Here is a 24,608-nt window from a genome sequence, read left to right as displayed (position 1 = left end):
GGGGTTCGGTCGTTAGTTGTCGTCGGGATGAAAAAACAAGAGCTCATTCATCTGCATGGACTGCTTTCGGAAGTACGAACACGATTCGAGATCAAATCCGACTCTACATTTGACTTCCCGGAATACGACGGACAAAATACACGACCTACTTCTATTCATCACTCGAAAAACGACCACCGAGAAGCAGTGCTCACGCTAGCCGACGATCTTACGACGGAACTGATGAGCGAGACGGCCGAGACGGTCGCCCCTCACGCCGACTAATCCTACACAGCAGTATCGGAAGATCACGATAACGATCAGCGGTAGCGCTCGATAGCGACGTTCTCCAGAGAGGGAACAGGTAAAGATCCGCCAATCGGGGAGGAGATCAAGTCGAAGCAAAGACAGAACGACGAAATCGGAGAAATGAAGCCGATCGTCGAGAGTACTGTCAATTGATTCACGTTACCGGCGAGAATATTTCAGGGATAGAAACCAGATTCTATAGAACTGTAAATAACCCTTCGCTAATTTTGTATAGCGTTATGCAATATATCCCCTCGGGAATCGGCCGCAGTCATGCGATTTTCGGGAGGCGGATAGCAATTCCGATTATATTGGTAATGAGAAGTGGAATACAACCGGTGGCTGTGCGGAATGGTCAACCGATAGAAAGGGAGGGGTTTCACAGTCAAAGAGCGGGTCAAGCGGGGATCAGTTCAGCACTATCGGAAAAAACGGCAAGGATGACGAAGACGATCACGAGGACGCGCGGTCGCGAGTCCGAGAATCGGCATCTACCAGCACCGATCGAGGGCACTTCTATCGGACAGACGTTCCGGTTCGAACGGGTGGGGAGGACATGGCTTCCGTTATCGTCGCATCCGAACATGATTTGTTATCACACAACTACAGACAGCAATTGAAACAGACAGTAATATGGTACGTTTTTGAGCAATCAATATGCAGAGCAGGAAAACCAGCGGTATATGCGAGCATTAGAGGATTCGGAACGACGTGAAACCATCTGAAAGAGATATCTGGGTTTAAGACATTACAACCGTACATTTTATCCATAGGAGAACGTACAACTGACTGAAATCGGAAGAGTAAGGTGTTGTCAGCGGTCGTACAAGGTATCCCTTCACGGAAGAAAACAATGATTGAAGCAGTTCGCATCCTCTTCGTTTCCCCGCCCGACGACGAGGGAGTGACAACGGTGCTTCGAGAGCGATCGGGTGTCACCGTCGAAACGACGGCAAGCGTCGAAGATATCCACGAGATACTCGAAATAGCCGACTGTGTCGTTTGTACGACAGCGATCGGCGGAATGGGAGTCGTTTCGTTCTTGCGGGACGTTCGACAGTCACACCCATCTATCAGGCGTTTTCTCTTTTGCGATGCGGATGACCGAGCCGTCGAAAACGTCCTCGATAACAACCTCGCGGAATGGATACCAGCAGCGGGTGGTGGCCGTGCATTGGCGAGTAGAATGAACCATACTGCGAAACGGATTCACCACGATAGACGACTTTCGGCAGTACAAGACGCACAGAAACGTCTGATAGACGCCGAAGAGGAGGACGCGATCGCTGAAACGACGGCCAACGTTGTGGAATCGGAACTCGGCTACTCGTCCGCAATCGTGGCACGATACGACAGCGAAGAGGGTGCACTTCGACCGGTCGCATGGGAGGGCGTTTCCGAACCGGACGACCAACTGTTCGATATCGACGCCGGACTCGGGTGGAAAGCATTTCTCGAAGGGGAAACGTGCAGCGAGAGTCGAAATGACTACGGGCGACGTCTCGCCCTTCCGCTCGGAAAACACGGTGTACTGATCGTCACCGAGGATTCGCAGAACGAGTACGACGAGAGCAAGTCGAAACTCACAGAAGTACTCGTTTCGAACGCCGAGACGGCACTTACCCGTCTCGATCGTGAGTGGGAACTTTCGACGCAAGAAGCAGCCCTGTCGGATACTGAAGCGATACTCAACTGCACACAACGCCGAGAATCGGTCGTTCGAGACGTACTGACAACGCTCATCGACATGGATACGCGAAGTGGCATCGAGCACGCTGTCTGCAAGCGGTTAACGAACGCGGACCCCTATCGGTTTGCATGGATCGGGGAGTACGACTCGACGACCGACAAACTCTCGGCGCGGACGTGGGTCGGTAACGAACAGGAGTTTCTCGACGAGCTCTCGGAAGCAGGGGCCGAGACTGCACAAACGACCGCATGGACGGCGGCTCGGGAAAGGGAACCAGCAATCGACGATGATCTCCTCGGTGACCCACCGTACGAAACGTGGCGACAAGAAGCACTCAAAAGGGGATATCGAGCGGCAATCAGCGTTCCCCTCGTCTACGGTGGGAGTATCTATGGCGTTCTCACCGTGTATGCTGGCGGACCGGATATGTTCGATTCGGAAGAAAAATCCCTGCTCGAAGACATCGGAAAAACGATCGCCTACGCCATCAACGCCGTCGAAAGCAAGAAAGCACTGGTGAGTGACAGCGCAGTAGAGCTGGAGTTCCGGGTGTGTGACCCGCAATTTACGCTCATCAAGTTCGTCCAGATGGCCGACTGTCGGTTCGAATTCGAGAGCGTTATCCGCGAAACGGACGATACGCTTCGACTGTTCTTCACTACGGAAGGAGCGATGCCGGAATCCGTCGTCTCGTTTTCCGACCAGTCACTCATCGTCAACGATATCCGACACGTCACCGGTGATGACAAAAAGGATTTGTTCGAATGCACAGTGACGGGGGCGAACGTAATCTCGTTGCTGCTCGACCACGGAGCGATTCCAAAATCCGCGACAGCGGAAGGAAGGGAAGCGAGACTGACCGTCGAATTGCCACAAACGGCGGACGTTCGTCTGTTCGTCGAAACGTTCCAAAATCGCTACAGCGACACGGAACTCATCGCCCGTCGAAAGCGAGACCGACCGGTACAGACCGAACAGGACTTTCGAGCACAGTTGCGCCAGCGCCTCACCGATCGGCAATCGGAAGCGTTGGAAACGGCGTACTGGAGCGGCTTTTTCGAGTGGCCACGGGAAAGCACCGGGCAAGAGATTGCCGAATCGCTTGGAGTCTCACAGCCGACGTTCAATCGCCATCTTCGGGCATCAGAGCGCAACCTGCTAACAATACTGTTCGAAGACGAGTGAAACAGGGACACGATTTATACATATTGAAGCCCGGGGGAGAACGGGCTACGAATATAGCTATAACATCCATCAGTCGGCCGTTAATTATATACTACAGAGATGAGTGGAGAATCCAACAATGCCACTAACCAGCCACATTCTGGCAGTTTGACAAAACCGGCACCGACGGTATCGAATAACGACGAGACGGGTATCGAACGACAACTGTACGATATCGTCGCCGAAGTGTCCCTCTCCGGTCCTGATCTTCTCCTCTCTCCTACTATCAAAGCCGTTAATGTCACCATCGAAACCGAACACTTGACCGGGACAACGCCGAAGCATCTCTTTATTTCCGTCCGTGGCGAGGAGTTCGACACGTTCGAGCGTGAACTGCAACAAGACCACACGGTTGCCGAGCCGGTACTCGTCGAGACGTACGAAGGACGCCGAGTCTATCGGCTGGAACCGGTTTCCACCGTCGAGCTCATCGCGCCACGCTGTCCGGAACTCGACGCGCGTATCCTCGACGTAGAAAGTGGGGACGGCGGTTGGGTCGTCAGGATGCAGATACCAACCCGCCAAGCACTCGTCTCGTTCCGGGAGTACTGCCTGGAAAACGACGTGACGTTCCGTGTCAATCAACTTGGTAACGCGACGGACCACGAGGAATCCGATGTCGTGGGGCTGACTGAAAAGCAAAAACAACTGCTCCGGATGGCGTTCGAGTGCGGGTACTACGAGATCCCACGTCGAATCTCGCAGAACGAACTCGCACACGAGCTCGATATATCGACATCCGCGATATCACAGCGACTTCGTAGGGACACGGAACAACTAATCGGTAGTACGTTAGCCGTCGAGAAGAAGGATTGCTGACGACAGTGAAGGAACGACACAGAATCCAGCGAGGAGGAACTTAAAGTCTACACGGTTGAAGCCGCACGTTTTGGGAGGGACAGTACATAGGATCGTTTGAGCATGTCAGGGGATGTCAAGCGTCCGGTGGCCACATGAACCCGCTCGGTCACTTCGGGATAGTACTGTTCGTCTTTGGATTCATCATTTTCGGATTAGTTACGCGCGACAAAATACGGGCGGCGAAAATAGTAACTGTAACAGCACTGGCCATGGGTATCGCACCCGATATCGACCTCCATATCGCACAGTTATCACACCGAGGACTCACGCATACGCTTTGGGCGGCTCTCCTCGCAGGGGGAGTACTCGCCCTTATCGTGTACTGTTTCGAGCCGCTCGCGCTCGCTGGAAGACGGGAAGAATCGTTCTATGGATTCGTCACTGGGTTCGGAGGGGTCTGTTGTCATCTTGCTGGCGATGTGATCACGCCGATGGGAATCAAACCGCTCTACCCAGTGCTTAAAAAGCCACATACATTCAATCTCGTCTATGCGAACAATGGACCAGCGAATATCGCGTTACTCGTCGTCGGCATACTGACCTTCCAGTTGACGGTCCGTCAAGCACGGAAATCCGACCCCATACCAGCCTACGACACGGGGTTCGATCACACGGATTTTCGTTTCGATTCCGAATCAGGAACGGACGTCGAAACGTGACTCGGTGCTGTATGTCCCCCTGAACGGTTACGCCAAATCCGTTTTCGATGGCAGAGAATACACATTGTGTCCTTGCTCGAGCGTTCGGGCAACAGTTGCGTGTGTAGTCCGAGAACTTTGTTTCTAAATTTAGAAGCGTGAAATAATCTCCGAGGAGCGAGATGAGGTAGTTCAGAATTATGAGTGATATCATATATATTTTGGAATAATCGATATCAAGCTCTATGGCTAGTAATAGATAGAAAAATATATAATATGACGGAAGTGTGTGTTAATCGAGAACAGAGCGATGAGTAGAAACGATAGAAGAGGGGGTCTCGTATCGAGGGAGACAGGGATATCGAGAGAGACCGAAACGAAGACAGGGACGGATATCTGTTCGTACTGCGGTTCGATAGTTGAGACGAACGAGTGGCATCCAGTTCTCGCCAGTGATGATGGAAGCGGGTTCCGAATCCATGCGTTCTGTGATAAACGATGTCGAGCACTGTGGGGAGAATAAACGTACCTCGGTAACATTCGTCCCCGAGCAACTGCTTTCGTCCGTCGGGAATCAGTTACTACTCGGTGACGAGCACTTTTTTGACGACTTGCGGATCTTCCAGCAATCGATGTTCGGTATAACTCCCTTCAGCACTACCACCACTCTGACGGGCTTGTTCGATAACATCGAGGAACGCTTGCTCACGGAGCAAGTCTCGAACGCGTCGGGTTGAAAGCGGATCGCTATCCACCTGGCGACAGACCTGTTCGTACACTTCGTATACCCGGCTGGTTCGGAACGCATCCACGTCAGGATTGTCCAGCGAGAGGATTGCAAGGGCCTGGAGCGCGTATTTCGAGTGGGGTGTCGCACCACGGATCAGTTCACGAAATCGGTCGTTTTCCGCGCGTTCGCGGGCCTTCTTCACGTATTCTTCCCGGACCCGTTCGGCGTTCTCCGCTTGCGCGAGTTCGCCTGCGTATCGAAGGATATCGATCGCTTTGCGAGCGTCCCCGTGTTCCTGTGCGGCCTGAGCGGCGGCGAGCGGAATCGTTCCCGGTTCCAAAACGCCCTGTTTGAACGCGTCACTACGAGCCTCCATAATGGCTCGAAGCTGGTTGGCATCGTATGGTGGGAAGACGAATTCACGCTCACAGAGGCTCGATTTTACCCGCTCGTCCATCCGATCTTTGTACTTGATCTTGTTGCTGATGCCGATGACGCCGAGTTTACAGTGCTGTAGTTTCCCTGCTTCACCCGCACGCGAAAGCTGCATCAGAATATCGTCGTTTTCCAACTTGTCGATCTCGTCGAGGATGATGACGACGACGTCGTACAGAGCGTCGAGAATCCGCCACAGACGCTTGTAGTATGTCGAAGTGGAGATTCCTTTGTCAGGAATCGAGATGTCCGTCTCCTCGGTGTTCGTTGTACTCGCAATCGTCTGGACGGCTTGTGTTTCGGTGCTGTCCTGTGCACAGTCCACGTAAGCAACACCGACGGTGACACCCTCCTCGTCAGCCTCTTCGACGAGACGCTGGGAGACGTGTTTGGCACAGAGTGATTTACCAGTTCCAGTTTTTCCGTACAGTAAGACGTTGCTCGGAGATTGGTTGAACAAAGCAGGATTCAGGGCGTTCGCTAGAGCAGAAATTTCATCGTCTCGGCCCACAATCCTCCCGTGAGTCGGGAGATGGTTGATTTCGAGGAGTTCCTTTTTGGCGAAGATGAGGTCCTCCCGGGAGAAGAGTTCGTCCGAGTCGGCATCGCTCATGGACACCACGTTTCCAGTGAAATCCCTTTACTGTTCCGGGCCGAAGAGAGGTGGGAGCCGGTTACAGGAATGTAGATCACCGTCACAGAGCAAGGTCCGTTGAGGCGGAAACGGAGGTATGAGTGATACATGAGAAATCGGGTTGTTCGGTTGAGTTCTGCTGGTCTCGGTTGAGCCGCGATCGTGCTCTGCACTAGACTTTGGTCGGTCGCTATCGGTGGTCAGTTGTTTTGGTGTCCGTTTTTTTCGGGTCCGTTTTTTTTTCATGTCCGTCGTTTTGGATGAGATTGAAGTGAGACACACACCACGTTTCCAGTGAAATAGGCAGAAAAGGTGGGGGAGGGAAGAGAACATCAGGTAAAAATTGCCTCGAATAATGTAACTGATAGGATATTTAAGGGATGGCCATAGAAAAAAATATATACTCAAGATGTGTTAAAGTCCATTAAGCTAGTCGTTGACTAAGATAAATTCGTGACGTATGTCACGAATAGTTAGAGTTGAAACGGGGGTTGAGATGTTTTCTCGAGTCCATAGGGGGGTTTTTCACTGGAAACGTGGTGTCTTGAGAACGCGACCGAAGCTGCTGATGGCGAGAAAAAGATCGAAAATGAAAAGAAAACGTGTTGTATTTCACCCGCTTTACGTGGATGTTCTCACACCTGATTTCCAGTGAAATCGATCTGTTTCCCACACCACGTTTCCAGTGAATTCCCTCGTTCTCTCGATTCTCCCGTCATTCTCGCTTCTTTTTTACCGTCCCTTTCGTTCTCTTGTAACCTTGACTGTCACTCCGTGATTTCGTTCCCGTTTGCTCGGATCGGAAATCCAAGAACTGCTTCTTTTCTTTCCGTTGGACACCTCGCTTCCGGTGAAATTTGTGCTTATACGGCTTGTAGATCGCGTCTGTCTGCTGACCGCACTTCCCCCATTTCATGATTTATTTGTGACTGTTGCCGTTTGTCAACTCCCTCTCATCCGCTTCCTTTTCGACTTCTCGGCGTTTCCTCTCCGTCTGGATCAAAAGTTTATAATCATCTATTTTCACTGGAAACTCGGTGTCTCCTTTCCCCCTATATATTCTAATTAAAATATATTTATATATTCTCTATCCTATGTTCTCAACACATGATATATGGGGGTGAGTAGCGTTTCTTGTCGTTTTGTGGTATGGAAATTCCATCAAACCCCCATTTCATTTGCACCCTCCACCCACCTTTTTCCTATTTCACTGGAAACGTGGTGTGTGTGTGTATGCGCTATATGATACCATGCATCATATATGATAAATCGACATTTGTATTATTTTGTCTACTATCCGATTGTATCTGTCCTATTTTCCAAACACGGTCGGTTGACTATCGAATGGATACGATCGATATCACCCGAGACACGATCGCTCCCTTACCTCGAATGGGCCGTGCGAGCAGTTTCCATGCTATCAACGATTCCACAAAATTAAGTATACTGTGCTGTATTTTCCCATATATGATCTCCATATTATCGTTCTGCGACTTTCACTTTCCAGTAGGATCGTACTATATCGTTCATTCACCGTTCAAACAGTGCTTGAACGGCTTAGTCACGCGATAATAAAAAGTCTCCACGTACACGCTATGAAAAAGATGCCCTCCCTGATGCCGTATCGCCGTCCCCCCGTGCTCTCCTCCCACGTGTTCGATACTGCGATGTCCGAACCGCGTTTCGAACGTAGACGGAATACGAGCAGGAATTGTAAGCATCGCGGCCAGAAAGAAAGTATAGTCGGCCGCTCTTGCATACAAGCAACAACTCTCTCGCCCACTAGGTTCACAGATCGGTGCCCATCCCACTCACAAAGCGAATGGTGCGTGTCGGAGGGTGTCGGCGAACCCCGGTCGGGGAAACTATCAAACGACTATCGAAGTTGGAGTGAAATCTGATGTCACATGAAATCAATGATCGACAAAAATGGGATGCCGTATCGAAGTTAGTTGAGCTTGCCAGCGACGAACGTGCATGGCTCGCGACAGCGATGGGGACGGGAGTACTGGTGTATCTCACGTATCTCATGACGCATCCGTACCCGGCGTACGGTGCGGGCCTCTATATGAAAATCGCACGTGAGATAAGTGCACACGGCTACGGTCTTCCGGCTCAAATCCCGCTTTATACACAGGAAGGTGTTCCGTTCGCCTATCCACCGTTGATGTACTACGTTTCGGCAATTTTGATGGATACGACTGGCGTCGACCCTATCACGTTGAGTCGTTTCCTTCCTGGCCTCGTCACGATTCTGTATCTCGTGCCGTTCTACTATCTCTCGCGTGAGATACTCGACTCGACGCCGCGAGCAGGGTTCGCCACGCTTCTCCTCGCAGTGTCACCGCCCGTCCTTCAGTGGCACCTCTCCGCGGGCGGTATCGTTCGTGCCCCCGCATTCCTCTTCGTCGTGACTGGCGCGTACACGGGTATCAAACTGTTCAAAACGGAAGAGAGAAAGTGGCTCTTAGCCTCCGCTGTCCTCTTCGGGCTGATCATACTCACCCATCCGGTTTACACCGTCTTTTTCGGGACGACGTATCTCGTGATGTACGCGTGTTTCAATCGAACGCTCCGGGGACTGGTGTACGGTGGAATCGTCGTCATGGGAGGGGTGATCATATCCTCCCCATGGTGGCTTCAAATCATCGCCATTCACGGTCCCAGTATCTTTACCGCCGCTTCCGGGACACACACTGGTTTGGGTGGTGGAATGCACCGTCTGATCAAGCAGTTCATCTACCCGCTGGACATGAGCATGCCGACCATCTTCTTCATCGGCTCGTTCGCCGGTGCGGCATATCTCGTCGCAAAGCGCCGGTTTTTCCTCCCGTTGTGGATGCTTTCGGGCGCGTACATGCTCGGAAAACTCCGATATCAGTTCCCGGCCGGTGTGATGATGGCGTCGGTACTCGTGTTCGAAGTCATCGTTCCGCTGGTCCGTCGTTGGTCGAAGCGGACGCGATACTCCCGGTCCGCACCGCTCGCCGTCATCATGGTTCTCGCAATCCTGGTTTCGAGCGTCGGTGTCGCGTTCGCGGCGGGTGATTTACACTCCCATCTCGGCAGTTCGACACAGCCGTCGTTCGTGGACGACGACGACATGGCTGCGATGCAGTGGGCTCAGGACAACACGAGTCCGAGCGCTAACTTCGTCGTCCTCGGCGACAGCGCGGAGTGGTTCCCGCTCATGACCGACCGGACGATTCTCATCGGACCGTGGGGGGTCGAGTGGAAAGGCCACTCCAAGTATCGGCATCAGCTCGGCTTGTACAAGCGGATATCTCGCTGTCCGGGCAAAACCTGCTTGACCCAGAAGTTGGTTTCCAACAAGGTCAACCCGGATTACGTGTACGTCCCGAAAGGACATTACACCGTCCGTGGCATCGACGAATATCAGAAACCGTGGATGCGTGAACACCTCGTCGATTCGGATCGATACAAACTCGTCTACGAGAACGAGGGTGCGATGATATACCGCATCGAAGAGCCGATGGAACCGACACACGTTCCGGACGATGGACCGCAACCGGTTCCGTCCCTCTCCGAACCTATTTCTTCATCGTCGTCCGTCTGATCGTATGAATCCGGATTCTGTTGAGATTCGGTGGCTTCTGACCGAAAGCTCCGTATCGGCACCATAATTCTCGTCGCCTTTCTCGTCGGTGCGTTCGTCGACGAGGCCATCGGTGCATTGATTTCGAACTACTCTACCGGTTTTTCGGATGAACACGTCACCCGAACAGCGTCGAGTAGAGCAACCAGATGTTGAGGACGATGATGAGCGCGATGACGATCCCGAGCATGCTCGTCGTTCGCGACGAGTTGCGGAACGAACCCATGATTCCCTCCTCCCGGGTGAACCAGACGAGTGGGATGAGGACGAACGGGAGTTCGAAACTCAGCGCGACCTGCGAGGCGACGAGCACCGACGTCGGGTCGAACCCGGCGATCACGACGGCTAAACTTGGAATGAGCGTGACTGACCGTCGAATCCAGACGTTGATGTTGAGGTCGAGGAAGCCGTCCATCACCGTCTGTCCGGCCATCGTCGCCACGAGCGACGAGGAGAGTCCGGCGGCGATGAGGGCGATACCGAACGCCAAACTGGCTTGTCCACCGAACACTCCATCGAGCGTGACGTACGCTTCGTTGAGGGTCTCGATGCCGGTGCCCTGAAGCGCGGCCGCCGCAACGATGAGCATCGCCGCATTGACGAACATGGCTCCGAAGAGCGCGATGACGGTATCGACGCTTTCGAGGACGAAGTGACGCCGGTGAACCTCTTCCGTATCTCCTTCGTCCTCGATGAGACGGCTCCGACGGTCCTGGACGATGTACGGGTGGAGGTAGACGCTGTGAGGCATCACGGTGGCACCGAGTATCCCGATAGCGACGTACAGTGCGCTCGCATTCGGGATACTCGGTGCAAGCCCGCTCGTGATCTCTCCTGCGGTCGGTTGCGCGAGCGCCATCTCGAAGATGAACGCGATCGAGATGACGCCGACCAGGGACATGATGAGTAGTTCGACCCACCGAAATCCGCGTTTGTGTGCGGTTCTGACCCCGAGAAGCGCGAACGAACTGATTCCCGCTAGTATCGCGCCCGCCCAAAGCGGAAGTGAGAAGATGAGGCTGAAACCGATGGCTGCGCCGATGATTTCCGCCATATCCGTCGCGATCATCGCGAGTTCTGCAGCAGTCCAGAGTACGAGAACGACAGGCCGGGGCAATCGCTCCCGACAAAGCTGTGCGACACCCTTCCCTGTTGCGATACCGAGTTTCGCCGCAACTATCTGAATTCCCATCGCCATGAAACTGGCGAGGACGATGACCCAGAGGAGCGCTGATCCGAACTTCGCACCGCCTGAAATGTTCGTGGCCCAGTTACCGGGGTCCATGTACGCGACACTGATGATGAATCCCGGTCCGAGGTATGAGAGAACTTCCCGAAAGGAGTATTTCATCACATCATCTCCCCGTTGTCAGCAGAGAATCCCGATCGCTCGTTCGTTACTCGCGACATGGTATTCCAACTCCCCGTTTTTGACCCATCTAATCCTTTGTTTAGCATGCTCAAATATAACTCTGATGTCTTCCCCGGTATGTTGCGGGATTCTCCCGACAGCATCAAAATTTTGTTCACTTCGGTCGCTCAGCCGTCGGCGCTACCGATTCGAACCGTGAGGACGGGGACCTCCGAGCGACGGATGACGTTTTCGGTGACGCTGCCGAGCATCCCTCGCACGACCCCGCTTCGACCGTGAGTTGCGATGACGATGAGACTAATTCCGTTCTCGATGGCATACTCGACGATCGTTTCGTGGGGAACCCCTTTGAGGACGTGGCCTTCGATGGCGAGACCCTGCTCCCGTCCCTCCTGGACGATTTCCTCGATGAGCGCTTCCCCCGGTGGGTTGTGAACGTCGGTGAGAACGTTGTCGAGTCCAAGCGGACTGTTCGCTGTATTGAGTACGTACACCACGTGGAGCGTCGCGTCGAACTGTGCCGCCAACTCGAAAGCGTGCTCCAACGCGATGGCTGACCTGTCGCTTCCGTCGGTCGCCACGAGTATTCCCGTGTACATCCCCACTCACTCGTTTCGAGTTACTATTCGTTCCTTTGCGTGATATACTCTCACATTCTATGTAGACGGACGGTTGTGAACTTTTCTCTCATTTGGTAAAAACCGACGACTCATGCCTGCTTTCCGGTGAACAGTCCCGTCCGAAGGGAACCCTTTTGGCCGTCCCGGATGTCGTACGAATCAATGTTCGGAACCAGCGGAATTCGCGGCCCTGTCGGCGAAGTAGTCACTGGAGACCTCGCGTTGTCGGTCGGTCGAGCGCTCGCCTCGACCGGCGTCGAGCGCGTCGTTATCGGACGTGACCCCCGCGACAGCGGACGATTCCTCGCGGATGCACTTTCGGCCGGTCTCCGCGAATGTGGTACCGATGTCGTGATGCTCGGTCTGGCCTCGACGCCGACCGTCGCTCGAAGCGTCGAGTGGCAGGACGCCGATGCGGGCGTCTCCATCACCGCATCGCACAATCCAGCGACGGACAACGGAATCAAACTCTGGAACCCGTCCGGGCAAGCGTTCGATGCGGACCAACGCGCGGAAATCGAATCCATCATCGAGGACGAGGCGTTCGACCTCGCAAGCTGGGACGAAACCGGCGAAGAAACACATTGGAATGGGGCACACGACAAACACGTCAAAACTCTCGCCGAGGCCGTCTCGCCCGCTGATCTCTCCGTCGTCATCGATGTCGGGAACGGTGCTGGTGCGGCCACCGCCGACGCCCTCTACGAACTCGGCTGTGACGTGGAGACGTTGAACGCTCAACCCGACGGTCGTTTCCCCGCACGTCCGAGCGAACCGACGGCGGAGAACTGCCAGTCGCTCTGTGATCACGTTACGGCAATCGGCGCGGACCTCGGAATCGCACACGACGGCGATGCCGACCGCATGATGGCCGTGGACGAAAACGGCGACTTCATCTCGGGCGACGTGCTGCTCACTCTGTTCGCACGCCAACACGCCAGTGAGGGCGAAACGATCGCCACGCCGGTCGATACCAGCCTCATCGTCGAAGACGTCCTCGCCGAACAGGGCGCAGACGTGGTGCGGACGCAGGTCGGTGACGTGTACGTCGCCGAGCGCGCAACCGAACCCGGCGTCGTCTTCGGCGGCGAGCAGTCCGGCGCGTGGATCTGGGCCGACCAGACGCTCTGCCCCGACGGTCCCCTCGCGGCCTGCCGCCTCGCCGAACTCGTCGCCGAAAACGGGTCGCTGTCGGAACTCGCGGCCGACGTCGGCGAGTACCCCATCCGCCGGAAGAACGTCCACGTCGAGGACAAGGTCGGTCTGATGGAATCCCTCTCGGCCGCCGTCACCGAGCGCTATGACGACGCTACGACCATCGACGGTGTGCGCGTATCACTGGACGAGGGCTGGTTCCTCATCCGCGCCAGCGGCACCGAACCGCTGGTTCGCATCGCCGCCGAGGCCCGCGACCCGGACGCCGCCGACGAGGTGTTCGAGACGGCCGACGCCTTCGTGGCTGAGTACGCGGAGTGACGCTTGCGCGAGTGGGTAATAATCCCAACGCGACAGACGAAATGTACCTCCTTCACGACGACATCGACCGATCCTCCCCCGCAGCCGTCGCTCTCAACTTCGATGCGCAGAAGGATGTGGATGAAAGTGGATGACAGCTGTCCCTGCCGACGTCTGCCACGGCGACGACGGGACGTTTGTTACTATTCAGCGATGCTAGTAATAAGTTTTGGCTCGGCCGATATTGCTACTTTCAGGCATTTCCACATATCTGTCTGTTTGTTCTTTTTCACCGTCGAATTCGTCCGTTTATGTGGCGACTAGCCACGCGTTTACTCACCTGATAATAATATTCTTCCCGTGTGACCTCCGGACGATGTCTACGACCGACTGGAGCGTTCGGTATCTTTGGCTCGCAATTCTCAGCGTGTGCGGGGTGGTTGGTGCATGGGTCGTCGATAGTACGTTCGTCCTCTCGGTTGCGTACGTAACTATCGCGGCGTTCGCACTGCTCGCTCTGTTTCACGCGTATCGACTCCAAACACGTTCCCGTTCGTATCCGCAAAAAATAGACCGCGTTCCATGACACTACCTTCGTCGATTACTCGACGGTAACGCTTTTCGCCAGATTTCGCGGTTTGTCTATCGGGCGACCCAAATTCTTCGCCGCGTAGTAGGACACTAGCTGCAACTGGATGTTCGCCAGCAGTCCCGCCCAGACGGTGTGGGTCTTGGGGATTTCGAGGAATGCATCGGAGATTTTCTCCGAATCGTGGCCTGCACACGCGACCGAGACGATGGGTGCGCCGCGTGCTTGTGCTTCCTTGGCGTTCTGCAGCGTCTTCTTGTCCTTCTCGCCGTTGAACAGCGCGAATACGGGAGTATCCGGCGTTACGAGTGCGAGCGGTCCGTGCTTCAGCTCCCCGGAGGCGAACCCTTCGGCGTGCTCGTAAGTGATCTCCTTGAACTTCAGTGCCCCTTCTTTTGCGACGGCGTTGTTCAGCCCTCGACCGATGAAGAAGAACGCCTCGCTGCCGGTGTATCGGCTGGCGATCCGTTTGGCGTTCGTGGTGTCGAGCACTTCCTGAACGTGCTCGGGCAGTTTCTCCAAGTCGCGGAGAAGGTCAGCTTGATCCTTCGGTGGGGTTGCCGTTTCCATGTCCTTGGCAAGCCGTAGCGAGAGGAGCGAGAGCATGACCGCTTGCGAAGAGAACGTCTTGGTGGCGGCCACACCGATCTCCGGTCCGGCTCGGATGAACAGCGCGTCGTCGGACTCACGGGCCGCCGTCGAACCCATCACGTTCGTTACGGTGACGGTTCGTGCACCCTTCTCCTTCGCACCTCGCAGGGCGCTGAGGGTGTCTGCTGTTTCCCCGCTCTGGGTAACGGCGACGACCAACGTGTCCTCCGTGATGGTGCTGGCCGACGAATCGACGTATTCGCTCGCTCGGAACGCCTGTGCACGGATTCCACACTGATTGAGGAGTTGCTGTCCGTACAGCGCGGCGTGATACGACGTCCCGCAAGCGACGAACTGAACATCGTCTACATCGGCGAACGTCCCGTCCGGGAAGTCTTCGAGGCTGATTTCCCCGTCCTCCACTCGTCCTTCGATGGTGTTGGCGAGTGCGTTCGGTTGGGTGTTGATCTCTTTGAGCATGTAATGCTCGTAGCCACCTTTGCCGGCGTCCTCAGGGTCCCAGTCGATCCGTTCCACGTCACGAGTGACCATGTTCCCGTCGAGGTCGGTCATCGTCACGCCGTTCGGTTCGAGGATGGCGACGTCGCCGTCCTCGAAGTAGACGACCCGGTCAGTGTGGTCGAGGAACGCGGGCACGTCGCTGGCGAGGTAGTACTCGTTGTTATCCAGCCCGAGGATGAGCGGCGATCCCTGTCGGGCCGCGTAGATGGCGTGAACGCCATCGACGATCGCTGCGACCGCGTAGCTGCCTTCGAGGTCGCGAATGGTTTGGCGGAACGCGTCTTCGATGCTCGACGCGTCCTCGAGATAGTATTCGAAGAGGTGTGGAATGACCTCGGTATCGGTATCACTCGTGAACTCGTAGCCTTCTCCCTTGAGCCACTCTTTGAGCTCGTTGTAGTTCTCGATGATACCGTTGTGAACCACGGCGACGTTTTCCGTCTCGCTCGTGTGGGGGTGAGCGTTCTCGTCGGTCGGTGGTCCGTGCGTGCTCCATCGGGTGTGACCGATTCCGATGTTCCCCTTCGGGACGCTCCCGACGATGCTGTCTTTCAGTTCGGAGATCTGGCCCGAACGCTTGTAGACCGATATCCCTGACCCGTTCTGGACGGCGACCCCGGCCGAATCGTAGCCTCGATATTCGAGGTTTTCGAGTCCCGTAACGAGCTTCGTAATCGCATCCCCTTCGCCAATACGGGCGATAATTCCACACATCCTACGTCTCCTCCGTTTTTCTTGTGGACTGCTCGTACTGTCGTTCCGAGCTGGCACGCCCCGTCGTATCGTGAAGCAAGCCAGAACGAACTGTCGCACGTCCGTCTATTGTGTCAAGGTAGTTCATGGGTGTGTCCTATAGGCCCCGCCGTCCCAACTGCTGGAAACGACTGGCTCTTGTCTTCGACATTTCTCCCTACCCCCATTACTATAGACTGATTAAGGGGGTATCTTAGCAGGAATGTAAACCGAATGTATTTGATTTTGATACAGTTCTACTCTGTTTAGATGTGTCTTTATAATGTCGTATATTTTGATATTTTGGCGCCGAACTACCCGTTGAATAGCGGTTTCAACAGTCTCTACTGCGGTTTTTCTGACGTGCTATTCGTTTTTCCAGGTTCCTGTCCGTAGAGGATGACGATGTTCTTCCGGCCGATGTTTATCTTACTCACCTGTTTTCTGTCTTCCATCTTCGAAAGGAGGCGACTTACCTTCGATTTCGACCACCCCGTCCGCTCGATGATTTCCCCCTGTGGAAGCCGACCTCCGTTCTCTCGCAGGAGTTTTAAGACGCGATCAGCGTCTGTCGTCACTTTTCCATCCTGTAGGTGTGGCTCGGGTTTGGGCTCTCCGTCCCGATTGCTCTCGCCCCCGAATAGCGTCGGTAGCCATTCGGTTCCGTTCCGCTGAACCAACAGCGCCATCCCGACGAGTAAACTCAAGAAGACGAGGTACAGGCCGCCAGTGAGAACGCGACTGTTCGGGTTCGTCCCGAAGCTGTGTTCGAATCCATCACTCAGTCCATCGCCGTCGGTATCTCGCTTCAACGGATCCGTCCCGAGTTCTTTCTCCTTTCCGTCAGCCAGTCCGTCCCCATCGGTATCTACTTTCGTCGGATCGGTCCCGAGTTTCCTCTCTTTTCCATCTTCCAACCCATCCCCGTCGGTATCGGGTTTCATCGGATCCGTGGCACCTGCGACCTCCACGCTGTCGTTCAGTCCGTCCTTATCGCTGTCCGCCATCGTGGGTCTGGTCGTGCCGTTCACTTCCGAAACGTCGGTCAATCCATCACCGTCGGTATCGGCGTTACTGACGTTCGTTCCGAGTTCGTATTCGCGCTTATCGGACAACCCGTCCGCGTCGGTATCCTCCTGAGTCGGATTCGAACCGATGCTTATCTCTTGTCTGTCGCGGAGTCCATCCCCGTCCGTATCCGCTTTCGTCGCGTTCGTCCCGTAGTTGTTCACTTCTTCGCCGTCTTCGAGCCCGTCCTTGTCGGTATCCTTGCTCGTAACGTTCGTTCCGAGCTTGATCTCCTTCTCGTTGGTCAGGTCGTCCCCATCGTCATCGCCTGTCTTCACCATGAGATAGACGGAAACCGTTTGCTGTGCGATGACCTTCTCTCCGTCTTTGACCGTCGCAACAGCGTTCTGTCGCCCGCTCGCGTTCGTCGAAATACTCCCGAAGCTGAAATTGATTTGTTGGACGCTGTTAGGGGAGAAGGATACCTCCCGACACGTCTTCGTGCCCGTCAAATTCGTCGTGTCGTTCCCCGTCGTACGGAAATTCGTACACACCTCGTGCGTTCCGGAACGGTTCCCCGTATACACTGTTACTGTTTCGTTGTGTGGTGCTGACCGCCACAAATACGTCATGTTGCCCCCGGCTTTGGCAACGCCCGCACCCGCGTACGTAACGCTCTGAATAACGAATTGATTACCTCCCGGTGTTGCACCGGCGGACGCGGTCGGCGCGACGGCGGCGAGGAGTAGCAGGCAGACGGAGAAGATGGCTAGTTGCCTGTTTGTCATGTTGGTGTGAAGTCTGGCTTCCGGTTTCGTAAGGTGAACCGTTCTATGTTTGGTATTTCCGCGCTGAGTATTTTTCCTTTGGGGTTGGATTTCTACTGCTTATACCTTTTGTATTTAGCCTGCCTTACTAGTAGGTTACGACCGAGATTCGTCGGTTCATGGTGATCTGACGAATTCACAGGTGTAACTAAACGAAAACATGAGTTGTATTAGTAAAAAACTAATCAGCAAAACATCCCCTATCTCTCGGTCGTTTGGTCGATCGTCACGCGAGTCGCTGTCCAACTGTTAACGCCCAAAACATGCCGAGGATCGCCAGTCCGACCGAACTGGATGGGAGTATCGCGAACGGGGACAGACCGAGTGTCGCTCCGGCGAGCAGAGTTACGCCGATGCCGGATGCGCCGAGGTAGTAATGTTCCCAGCGAGTTTGCTCGTCATCACTCCCATCTTCGTCGTCATCCGCCGCAACTACGGTCGGTTCGAGGTAGTCGTACAACACGTCGGCCATGTCCGTTTTTTCGACGGTCCCGCGACTCTGGTCGTACTCGATGATACCCTCTTCGTCGAGTTTCGGCAGATGGGACTGGTAAAGCGGGATGTACACGCGCTGGCGTTCACTGGACGTGATCGCCTGAACGGTGCTGTCGTTTTCCCATGCCGCGACCTGTTCCGCGATGTCGCGCATCGATTCCTGTCCGTTCGAGCCGTGTAGATATCGAAGGACGTAACGACGTCGTTCGTTCTGTAGGAGATGGTAGATTTGATCCTCGCTCAGCTCTACGGACGATGTCGTATCCATGGAGCTAGATTGTTCTTCGACCTGTTGTGTCGTTGCGCTCATACATGTCCGTTCCTGGGGGAGGTAATAAACGGAGAAGCTGCTCCCGGATGTTGCACCCACTTTCCCGTACTGTTCGTTCTTGTTCGTTTACCATTCAAACCGTTGTATCGAGTTCATAATCCCGCAGTCTTGCGATTACCCACCCGCATGTATTTTCATAACATATCGGACCCGTCAGTCACGAAGATCGGCTGACTCGGGGGTGGCTTATCTATTTGCTATTACGCGTGCGTGACTGGTTGTGGATATTATCTATCTGCGGATTGTGGTGTGTTATCTCCCCTCTCACCGCATATCTTCCTACTGAAAAACCGCCATTTTCGGGCATGAGGCCATTAGTCAGTGTATAATAAAGCCCACAGGGTTTGATGGATTTTAACGAGGAAAGTCCGACCGGAGAATCGAAGGAAACTCAACCTCCGCTTTCCCTCGCTGCCGGTCGCTCTGGTATCAGTCGATACCGGGGAGCACTCGAATGGAGGACAATCACCCATGAACTCGACGATAGGAGACATCGACAGCCAGCCGGACTACGCTGGAAGTGATGAGAGCGACGTAACAGAGGCCCGGGAAGCGACGATCTGTGTCGTCGGTCTCGGCTACGTTGGACTCCCGTTGGCAGTCGGATTCGACCAAGAAGGGTACAGCGTCGTCGGCTTCGACATTGACGACAGCAAAGTCGAAACCCTTCGCGGCGGCACTGACACCACGGGAGACCTCGGAGACGAGGCGATCGCTGAGAGCGAAATCACGTACACGAACGATCCCGATGAGATCACCCGTGCGGATTACGTGATGATCGCGGTTCCGACGCCGGTCGACGAAAACGACCAACCCAGCCTCGACTTCGTGGTGGCTGCCGGCAAAACTGTGGGCGAACACATCTCCCCCGACACGACCGTCATTCTCGAATCGACGGTCTTCCCGGGAGCGACCCGTGAAGTCCTCGTTCCCGCAATCGAAGAAGCGTCCGGACTGACCTGCGGTGTGGACTTCTTCGTCGGCTACTCGCCGGAGCGCGCAACGCCCGGCGACCCGGAGCACGGTCTCCGCGACGTCGTGAAAGTCGTGGGCGGAATGAACGACGAGGTTCGTGACGATATCGCCGAACTGTACGCGACCGTCATCGACGCGGGCGTTCACAAAGCGGACTCCATGGAAGTCGCGGAAGCGAGCAAAGTGGTAGAAAACGTCCAGCGTGACCTGAATATCGCGCTCGTGAACGAGCTGGCGATGGCCTTCGACAGCATGGATATGGACATCGACACGCGTTCAGTCCTCGAAGCGTCGGGGACGAAGTGGAACTTCCACGACTACCGCCCAGGACTGGTCGGTGGTCACTGCATCCCCGTCGATCCGTACTTCTTCATCCATCGTTCCAAGCAGTCTGGATTCTCGCCCAAACTCATCCAGCAGAGCCGTGACGTCAACGAAGCCATGCCTGCCCACCTCTCTAACATGATGATAAAGGAGCTGAATCGGGCAGGAAAGACGCTTCGAGACAGTCGTGTCCTCATCCTCGGGCTGACCTACAAGCCGGACGTGGCCGACATCCGCACGTCCAAAGTGGACGGCATCATTCGTCAACTCCAGGAGTTCGACATCGAGACCGTCGGTTACGATCCACACGGTGACAACGAACTCATGCGTGAGAAGTTCGGCATCTCCGTGGAGGAGGACGACGATTTCTCCTTCGACGGATACGACGGCATCGTCCTCGCCACGCCGCATCAGGATTTCTACGATTTCGACTTGGAGGACATGGCTGACCGGATGAACGACGACCCAGTCTTCATCGACGTAACTGGCGCGTTCAACGCCGAGAAAGTATTCGACGCCGGATTCGCTTACCGGAGGGTGTAGATGTACGAAGGGCACACGATAGGCGTCGTCGTGCCCGCGTACAACGAAGAAGGGTTCGTCGGCGATGTTCTCGACTCGCTCCCCGACTTCGTGGATCGTATCTACGCTGTTGACGACGCCTCGACCGACGGTACGTGGGACGAAATTAGAGCACACGCAACCATCGAGCGTGCACCCCGTGCAGGGGAGAGTGACGACACCGTCAGTGGCGTCGTCGCCATTCAGCACGCGGTGAACCGAGGGGCCGGTGCGGCGATCAAAACGGGGTATCTCGCGGCCCGCGAGGACGGAACGGACATCACCGTTACCGTCGATGCGGACGGACAGATGGATCCCGATATAATGACTCGGTTTCTCGACCCGATCGTGGCTGGAGACGCCGAGTACACGAAAGGCGACCGTCTTTCGAACTCGGAACTCCGCAAAGAGATGCCACGATTCCGCCTACTCGGAAACTGGTTGTTGACAGGGTTGACGCGCATCGCCAGCGGCTACTGGAGCATAACTGATCCACAGAACGGATACACGGCGATCTCGTTGCCAGCGCTGGAGGCTATCGACCTCGAAGGAATGTACGAGTACTACGGCTACTGTAACGACATCCTCGTGAAGCTGAACGTCGCCGGCATGCGGGTCGCGGACGTGGATATGCCTGCGACTTACGGTGACGAGGAGAGTAGCATCAAGTACGGTGACTACATCCCGAAGGTGTCGCTCATGCTCCTCAGAAACTTCTTCTGGCGGCTCGGGGCACGCTACCGAACTCACCCGCTCGGTATCGCCTATCTCTTCGGCATCGTCAGCGGGTTGGCAGGGATCGCACTCGGTGTCCGAGCGTTGGGCTCGGTCCTCACCGGGACGAAGAACGACGACGCGCGTAAATCGCTCACGTCGCTTCTCGTCAGCGTCGTCGGAATCATCGTCGGAATCGTCCTCGACAGGAGGGAGAACCCATGAGAGTGTTCGTCACCATTCAGCACCCGGCACACGTCCACTTCTTCCGCAACGCGATAGCGGAACTGGAGGACGAGGGGCACGACGTTCACGTCTTCGCCCGTGAGAAGGAAATGGCGGTCGAACTGCTCCATCGGTACGACATCGACCACGAGGTGCTGGCTGGCACCGCGTCGGGTCTGTCGGAACTGGCACGGGTACAGGCGACCTACGAGGCGCGTCTGCTCCGCCGAGCAGTTCAGTTGAAGCCGGACGTGATAACCGCCATCGGCGGTGTGGCGGCCGCACACGTGGCAACGGCCGTGCGCGCACGCAGCGTCATCTTCTACGACACGGAGCACGCGAAACTCATTCAGAACCTCGCGTTTCCGTTCGCTGACGCCATCTACACCCCCGATTGTTACACGCGTGATGTGGGTTCGAAGCAGGTTCGATACCCCGGTTATCACGAACTCGCGTATCTCCACCCCGACCGATTCACGCCCGACCCAACGGTGGTCGAGGAACTCGGTCTCGATCCCGAGGAGAAATTCACCGTCCTCAGGCTCGTCGAGTGGGGTGCATCACACGACGTGGGACAAGGTGGATTCGACGACGTACGCGATGTCGTCACGCAATTGGAGGACGCCGGTTCGGAGGTGCTCATCACCTCCGAGCGCTCGCTCCCCTCGTCGCTCGAATCACACCGGGCAACGGTCGCGCCACACCGGATGCACGACCTGCTCGCCTTCGCCGACTTGTTCGTCGGGGAAGGCGCGACGATGGCGGCGGAGAGTGCCGTCCTCGGCACGCCTGCCATCTACGTTAACACGCTAACGATGGGCTACACGGACGAACTGGACGAGCGCTACGAACTCCTGTTCAACTATCAGCAGGAAGACCGACACGAACGCGCGCTCGAAAAGTCGGTTTCCATCCTCGAAGGGGATACCGACTGGCAGCAACGCCGAGAACGGCTTCTCGATGACAAAGTCGATACGACCGATGTCATTTTGCGCGCCCTCACCGGCCGTTCTCGGGATGCACATGGTCGAACGACACGGCCGGGCGCGGAGGTTTAACTATGATGACGGAACCACCATTTGACGGACGGAGGCGATAATCGATGTTTGGGAGTATGTCTGGCTGGTTGAAACAGCGCCGGTTCGACGTCGATGCGGCAATTATCGGCCTCATCGTCGCCATCGGGCTGTTTCCGCTGAGATTTTTCGCCTCACAGATATACATCAAGACGATTCCCATCGTCCTCGGTCTCGGCTGTGGACTCTATCTGCTCGCTGTCCGCAACGACCGAGAGACGATTTACGAGTATCCATCGTTCTCACAGCTAGTTGCACAGGTACTCCCGAGTATCAGTTTCGTGCTGATGACCGCGATGATCGCCGTCGCACTGCACGCGAGCGAGCGCTCCCGGTTGTTCTACGTTTTCTCGGGCATCACGGGAACGCTCATCATGCTTCAAATCCTGTTCGTGGACGACGAGGACCTCCACCCATCGCTTCTCTTGGTCCAGGTAATCGCGCTCGCGTTCGTCATTCGGCTCACGGCGGTGTACACCACACCGACGTACATCGGAATCGACATCTGGACGCACATGACACAGTTGGCCCGTGGTGTTTTCGAACAGCACTCCCTCTCCGCGATGAACGGGAACAAACACATCGCGGCACCGCTGTTCCACTTGCTCGTTGCGTCCTCCGCGATGTTGTACGACGTGTCGCTGCGGAACGCGCTGTACCTCTCGATCGGTCTCGTGATGCCGATGGCGATTCTGTTCGTCTACGGCGCGACGAAGCTGCTCGTTCCGGTACGGTGGGCCGTGCTCGCGGCGATGCTGTACTCGCTCGGTGACTACTTTATCGAATGGGGGATTCACATCATTCCGACGAGTCACGGGCTGTTGTTCTTCATCGCCATCGTCTACGCGCTCCTGCGAATCATGCGCCTGGAGTACAACGCACGGGACTTCGGCCTGCTCGTGTTCCTCTCCATCGCAATCATCCTGACCCATCAGGTGTCGACGTTCATCATGCTCGTCGTGGTGTTCTCGGGACTCTTGGCGCAGTTCGTGCTCAAGCTCGACATCTTCCAGACGACGGCCCGGAGACCGGGTGTCTATCGGAAACTGGAACCCGTCAACCTCGCGGGGCTCCTCGCGTTCGACATCGGGCTCATCACGTTCATGTGGTCGTTCACCCCGTACAACGGGAATTCGTTCCTCGCAACGGTGTTGTTGTATCTGGAACAGACCTTGGTATCGAGCGCGGGACTGTTCAATCTCGCGAGCAACAACTCCCAATTCATCACGCTTTCCGCACCGACGCTTCTCCAAAATATCGAGACGTACATCGACGCGTCGGGATTCCTGATCCTGTTCGCGTTGGCGACCGTCGGTTGTCTGTACGTACTTCGCCGGAAGCGTATCTCACACTCGGTGTTTACGCTGTTGTTCGCGACGCTCGTGATGACGGCCTTCACGCTCGGTCTGCCGATGTTCGGCATCCGAAACTTCATCCCACAGCGCTGGTTCGCGTTCCTCTACGCGCCGATGGCCATCCTCGGTGCGATGGGCGTCGGTTATCTCGTGCACAACCTCAACCGGAACGTCGTGGTTACAGTGTTGGTCGTCCTCGCGCTCGTGTACCCGAGTGTGATGGTCATCTCCAGCCACGGGACGTTGGACAGTCCGTTCTTCCCGCAGGACCAGGAGCGACTGACCTACTCCGAGTCGGAAATCGCGGCGGTTCACACCATCGCGGATATGACGGGGTCGCCCGATTCGTCCCAGCTCCCTCGGGATAAGTCGTTGTTCATCCATACCGACCATCCGTATCAAACGGTGTTCGCCAGAACAGGGGCGTATCCGGCGACTGCGGCCAATCTCTCGGCGGATAACAGGGATGGTCCGACCGACCATCCGCTTACGGTGTACCGACAGTACGAGTCCACCGGGGCACCGTCGTTCCAGCTCGTCAAACAGCTCAACAAGAGCCAATCCGAGCAGGCCAACGGCGATAAAACCGCGAGCGTTCCCGTCTATCGACAGGTCTCCAAACAACAGATCTGCCGTCCCGACCAGAGCATCCTCTACGACAACGGGGACGTGATGCTCTGTGCCAATCGGACTGTCTGAGGTTGACAGCCTCCTCACCCG

At 55.7% G+C, this 24,608-nt stretch carries 16 protein-coding genes; 10 read left to right on the top strand and 6 right to left on the bottom strand.

Annotation, left to right across the window (positions count from 1 at the left end):
* Positions 1 to 27 precede the first annotated feature (27 nt).
* The 4 genes from NKF26_RS22730 (at position 28) to NKF26_RS22715 (ending at position 4,722) form a co-directional block, all read left to right on the top strand.
* Positions 28 to 264 (top strand): UPF0058 family protein, encoded by a 237-nt coding sequence (locus NKF26_RS22730; RefSeq protein ID WP_253229101.1) that lies wholly within the window; start codon positions 28 to 30, stop codon positions 262 to 264.
* An 877-nt stretch (positions 265 to 1,141) separates the two neighbouring features.
* Complete coding sequence (locus tag NKF26_RS22725; RefSeq protein WP_253229102.1) at positions 1,142 to 3,163, top strand: bacterio-opsin activator domain-containing protein; 2,022 nt, start codon at positions 1,142 to 1,144, stop codon at positions 3,161 to 3,163.
* Positions 3,164 to 3,310: 147 nt separating this feature from the next.
* Entirely contained in the window at positions 3,311 to 4,021 is a 711-nt protein-coding gene (locus tag NKF26_RS22720; protein ID WP_253229103.1) for a helix-turn-helix domain-containing protein, read from the top strand.
* 134 nt (positions 4,022 to 4,155) lie between these two features.
* Positions 4,156 to 4,722, top strand: a complete 567-nt coding sequence (locus NKF26_RS22715; protein ID WP_253229104.1) for a metal-dependent hydrolase — start codon at positions 4,156 to 4,158, stop codon at positions 4,720 to 4,722.
* A gap of 560 nt (positions 4,723 to 5,282) precedes the next feature.
* Here NKF26_RS22715 and NKF26_RS22710 read toward each other — a convergent pair.
* A complete protein-coding gene (locus NKF26_RS22710) occupies positions 5,283 to 6,479 on the bottom strand; it encodes an orc1/cdc6 family replication initiation protein (RefSeq protein WP_253229105.1) in 1,197 nt (398 codons plus the stop codon).
* A 1,921-nt stretch (positions 6,480 to 8,400) separates the two neighbouring features.
* Here NKF26_RS22710 and NKF26_RS22705 point away from each other — a divergent pair.
* Complete coding sequence (locus NKF26_RS22705) at positions 8,401 to 10,077, top strand: glycosyltransferase family 39 protein (protein ID WP_253229106.1); 1,677 nt, start codon at positions 8,401 to 8,403, stop codon at positions 10,075 to 10,077.
* A gap of 157 nt (positions 10,078 to 10,234) precedes the next feature.
* On the opposite strand, the gene NKF26_RS22700 is transcribed toward NKF26_RS22705, so the two are convergent.
* Complete coding sequence (locus tag NKF26_RS22700) at positions 10,235 to 11,467, bottom strand: Nramp family divalent metal transporter (protein ID WP_253234919.1); 1,233 nt, start codon at positions 11,465 to 11,467, stop codon at positions 10,235 to 10,237.
* 188 nt (positions 11,468 to 11,655) lie between these two features.
* Entirely contained in the window at positions 11,656 to 12,087 is a 432-nt protein-coding gene (locus NKF26_RS22695) for a universal stress protein (protein WP_253234918.1), read from the bottom strand.
* Between the two features lie 183 nt (positions 12,088 to 12,270).
* Here NKF26_RS22695 and glmM point away from each other — a divergent pair, with 183 nt between their 5' ends.
* Positions 12,271 to 13,584, top strand: coding sequence for a phosphoglucosamine mutase (gene glmM, locus NKF26_RS22690; protein WP_253229109.1), 1,314 nt, complete (start codon positions 12,271 to 12,273; stop codon positions 13,582 to 13,584).
* A 580-nt stretch (positions 13,585 to 14,164) separates the two neighbouring features.
* Here glmM and glmS read toward each other — a convergent pair.
* The 3 genes from glmS to NKF26_RS22675 form a co-directional block, all read right to left on the bottom strand.
* Positions 14,165 to 15,979 (bottom strand): glutamine--fructose-6-phosphate transaminase (isomerizing), encoded by a 1,815-nt coding sequence (glmS, locus tag NKF26_RS22685; RefSeq protein ID WP_253229110.1) that lies wholly within the window; start codon positions 15,977 to 15,979, stop codon positions 14,165 to 14,167.
* A gap of 362 nt (positions 15,980 to 16,341) precedes the next feature.
* Positions 16,342 to 17,793: a helix-turn-helix domain-containing protein gene (locus NKF26_RS22680; RefSeq protein ID WP_253229111.1), complete on the bottom strand. Its 1,452-nt coding sequence runs from the start codon at positions 17,791 to 17,793 to the stop codon at positions 16,342 to 16,344.
* Between the two features lie 265 nt (positions 17,794 to 18,058).
* Positions 18,059 to 18,637, bottom strand: coding sequence for a hypothetical protein (locus tag NKF26_RS22675; protein WP_253229112.1), 579 nt, complete (start codon positions 18,635 to 18,637; stop codon positions 18,059 to 18,061).
* Between the two features lie 492 nt (positions 18,638 to 19,129).
* Here NKF26_RS22675 and NKF26_RS22670 point away from each other — a divergent pair, with 492 nt between their 5' ends.
* Genes NKF26_RS22670 through NKF26_RS22655 form a run of 4 tightly spaced genes read left to right on the top strand, consistent with a single transcriptional unit; the run spans position 19,130 to position 24,587 of the window.
* Positions 19,130 to 20,500, top strand: a complete 1,371-nt coding sequence (locus NKF26_RS22670) for a nucleotide sugar dehydrogenase (protein WP_253234917.1) — start codon at positions 19,130 to 19,132, stop codon at positions 20,498 to 20,500.
* On the top strand, positions 20,501 to 21,457 hold the full coding sequence (locus tag NKF26_RS22665) for a glycosyltransferase family 2 protein (protein WP_253229114.1): 957 nt from the start codon (positions 20,501 to 20,503) through the stop codon (positions 21,455 to 21,457).
* Positions 21,454 to 22,515 (top strand): DUF354 domain-containing protein, encoded by a 1,062-nt coding sequence (locus NKF26_RS22660; RefSeq protein WP_253229115.1) that lies wholly within the window; start codon positions 21,454 to 21,456, stop codon positions 22,513 to 22,515. Before NKF26_RS22665 ends, NKF26_RS22660 begins: the two co-directional genes overlap by 4 nt.
* A 56-nt stretch (positions 22,516 to 22,571) precedes the next feature.
* Positions 22,572 to 24,587 (top strand): hypothetical protein, encoded by a 2,016-nt coding sequence (locus NKF26_RS22655; RefSeq protein WP_253229116.1) that lies wholly within the window; start codon positions 22,572 to 22,574, stop codon positions 24,585 to 24,587.
* Positions 24,588 to 24,608 lie beyond the last annotated feature (21 nt).

It is taken from the genome of Haladaptatus sp. AB618 (genome assembly GCF_024136965.1).
Classification (GTDB): Archaea; Halobacteriota; Halobacteria; order Halobacteriales; family Haladaptataceae; genus Haladaptatus.
The sequence above is the reverse complement of the archived record's forward strand: the minus strand, read 5'-3'. Positions and strand labels throughout refer to the sequence as shown.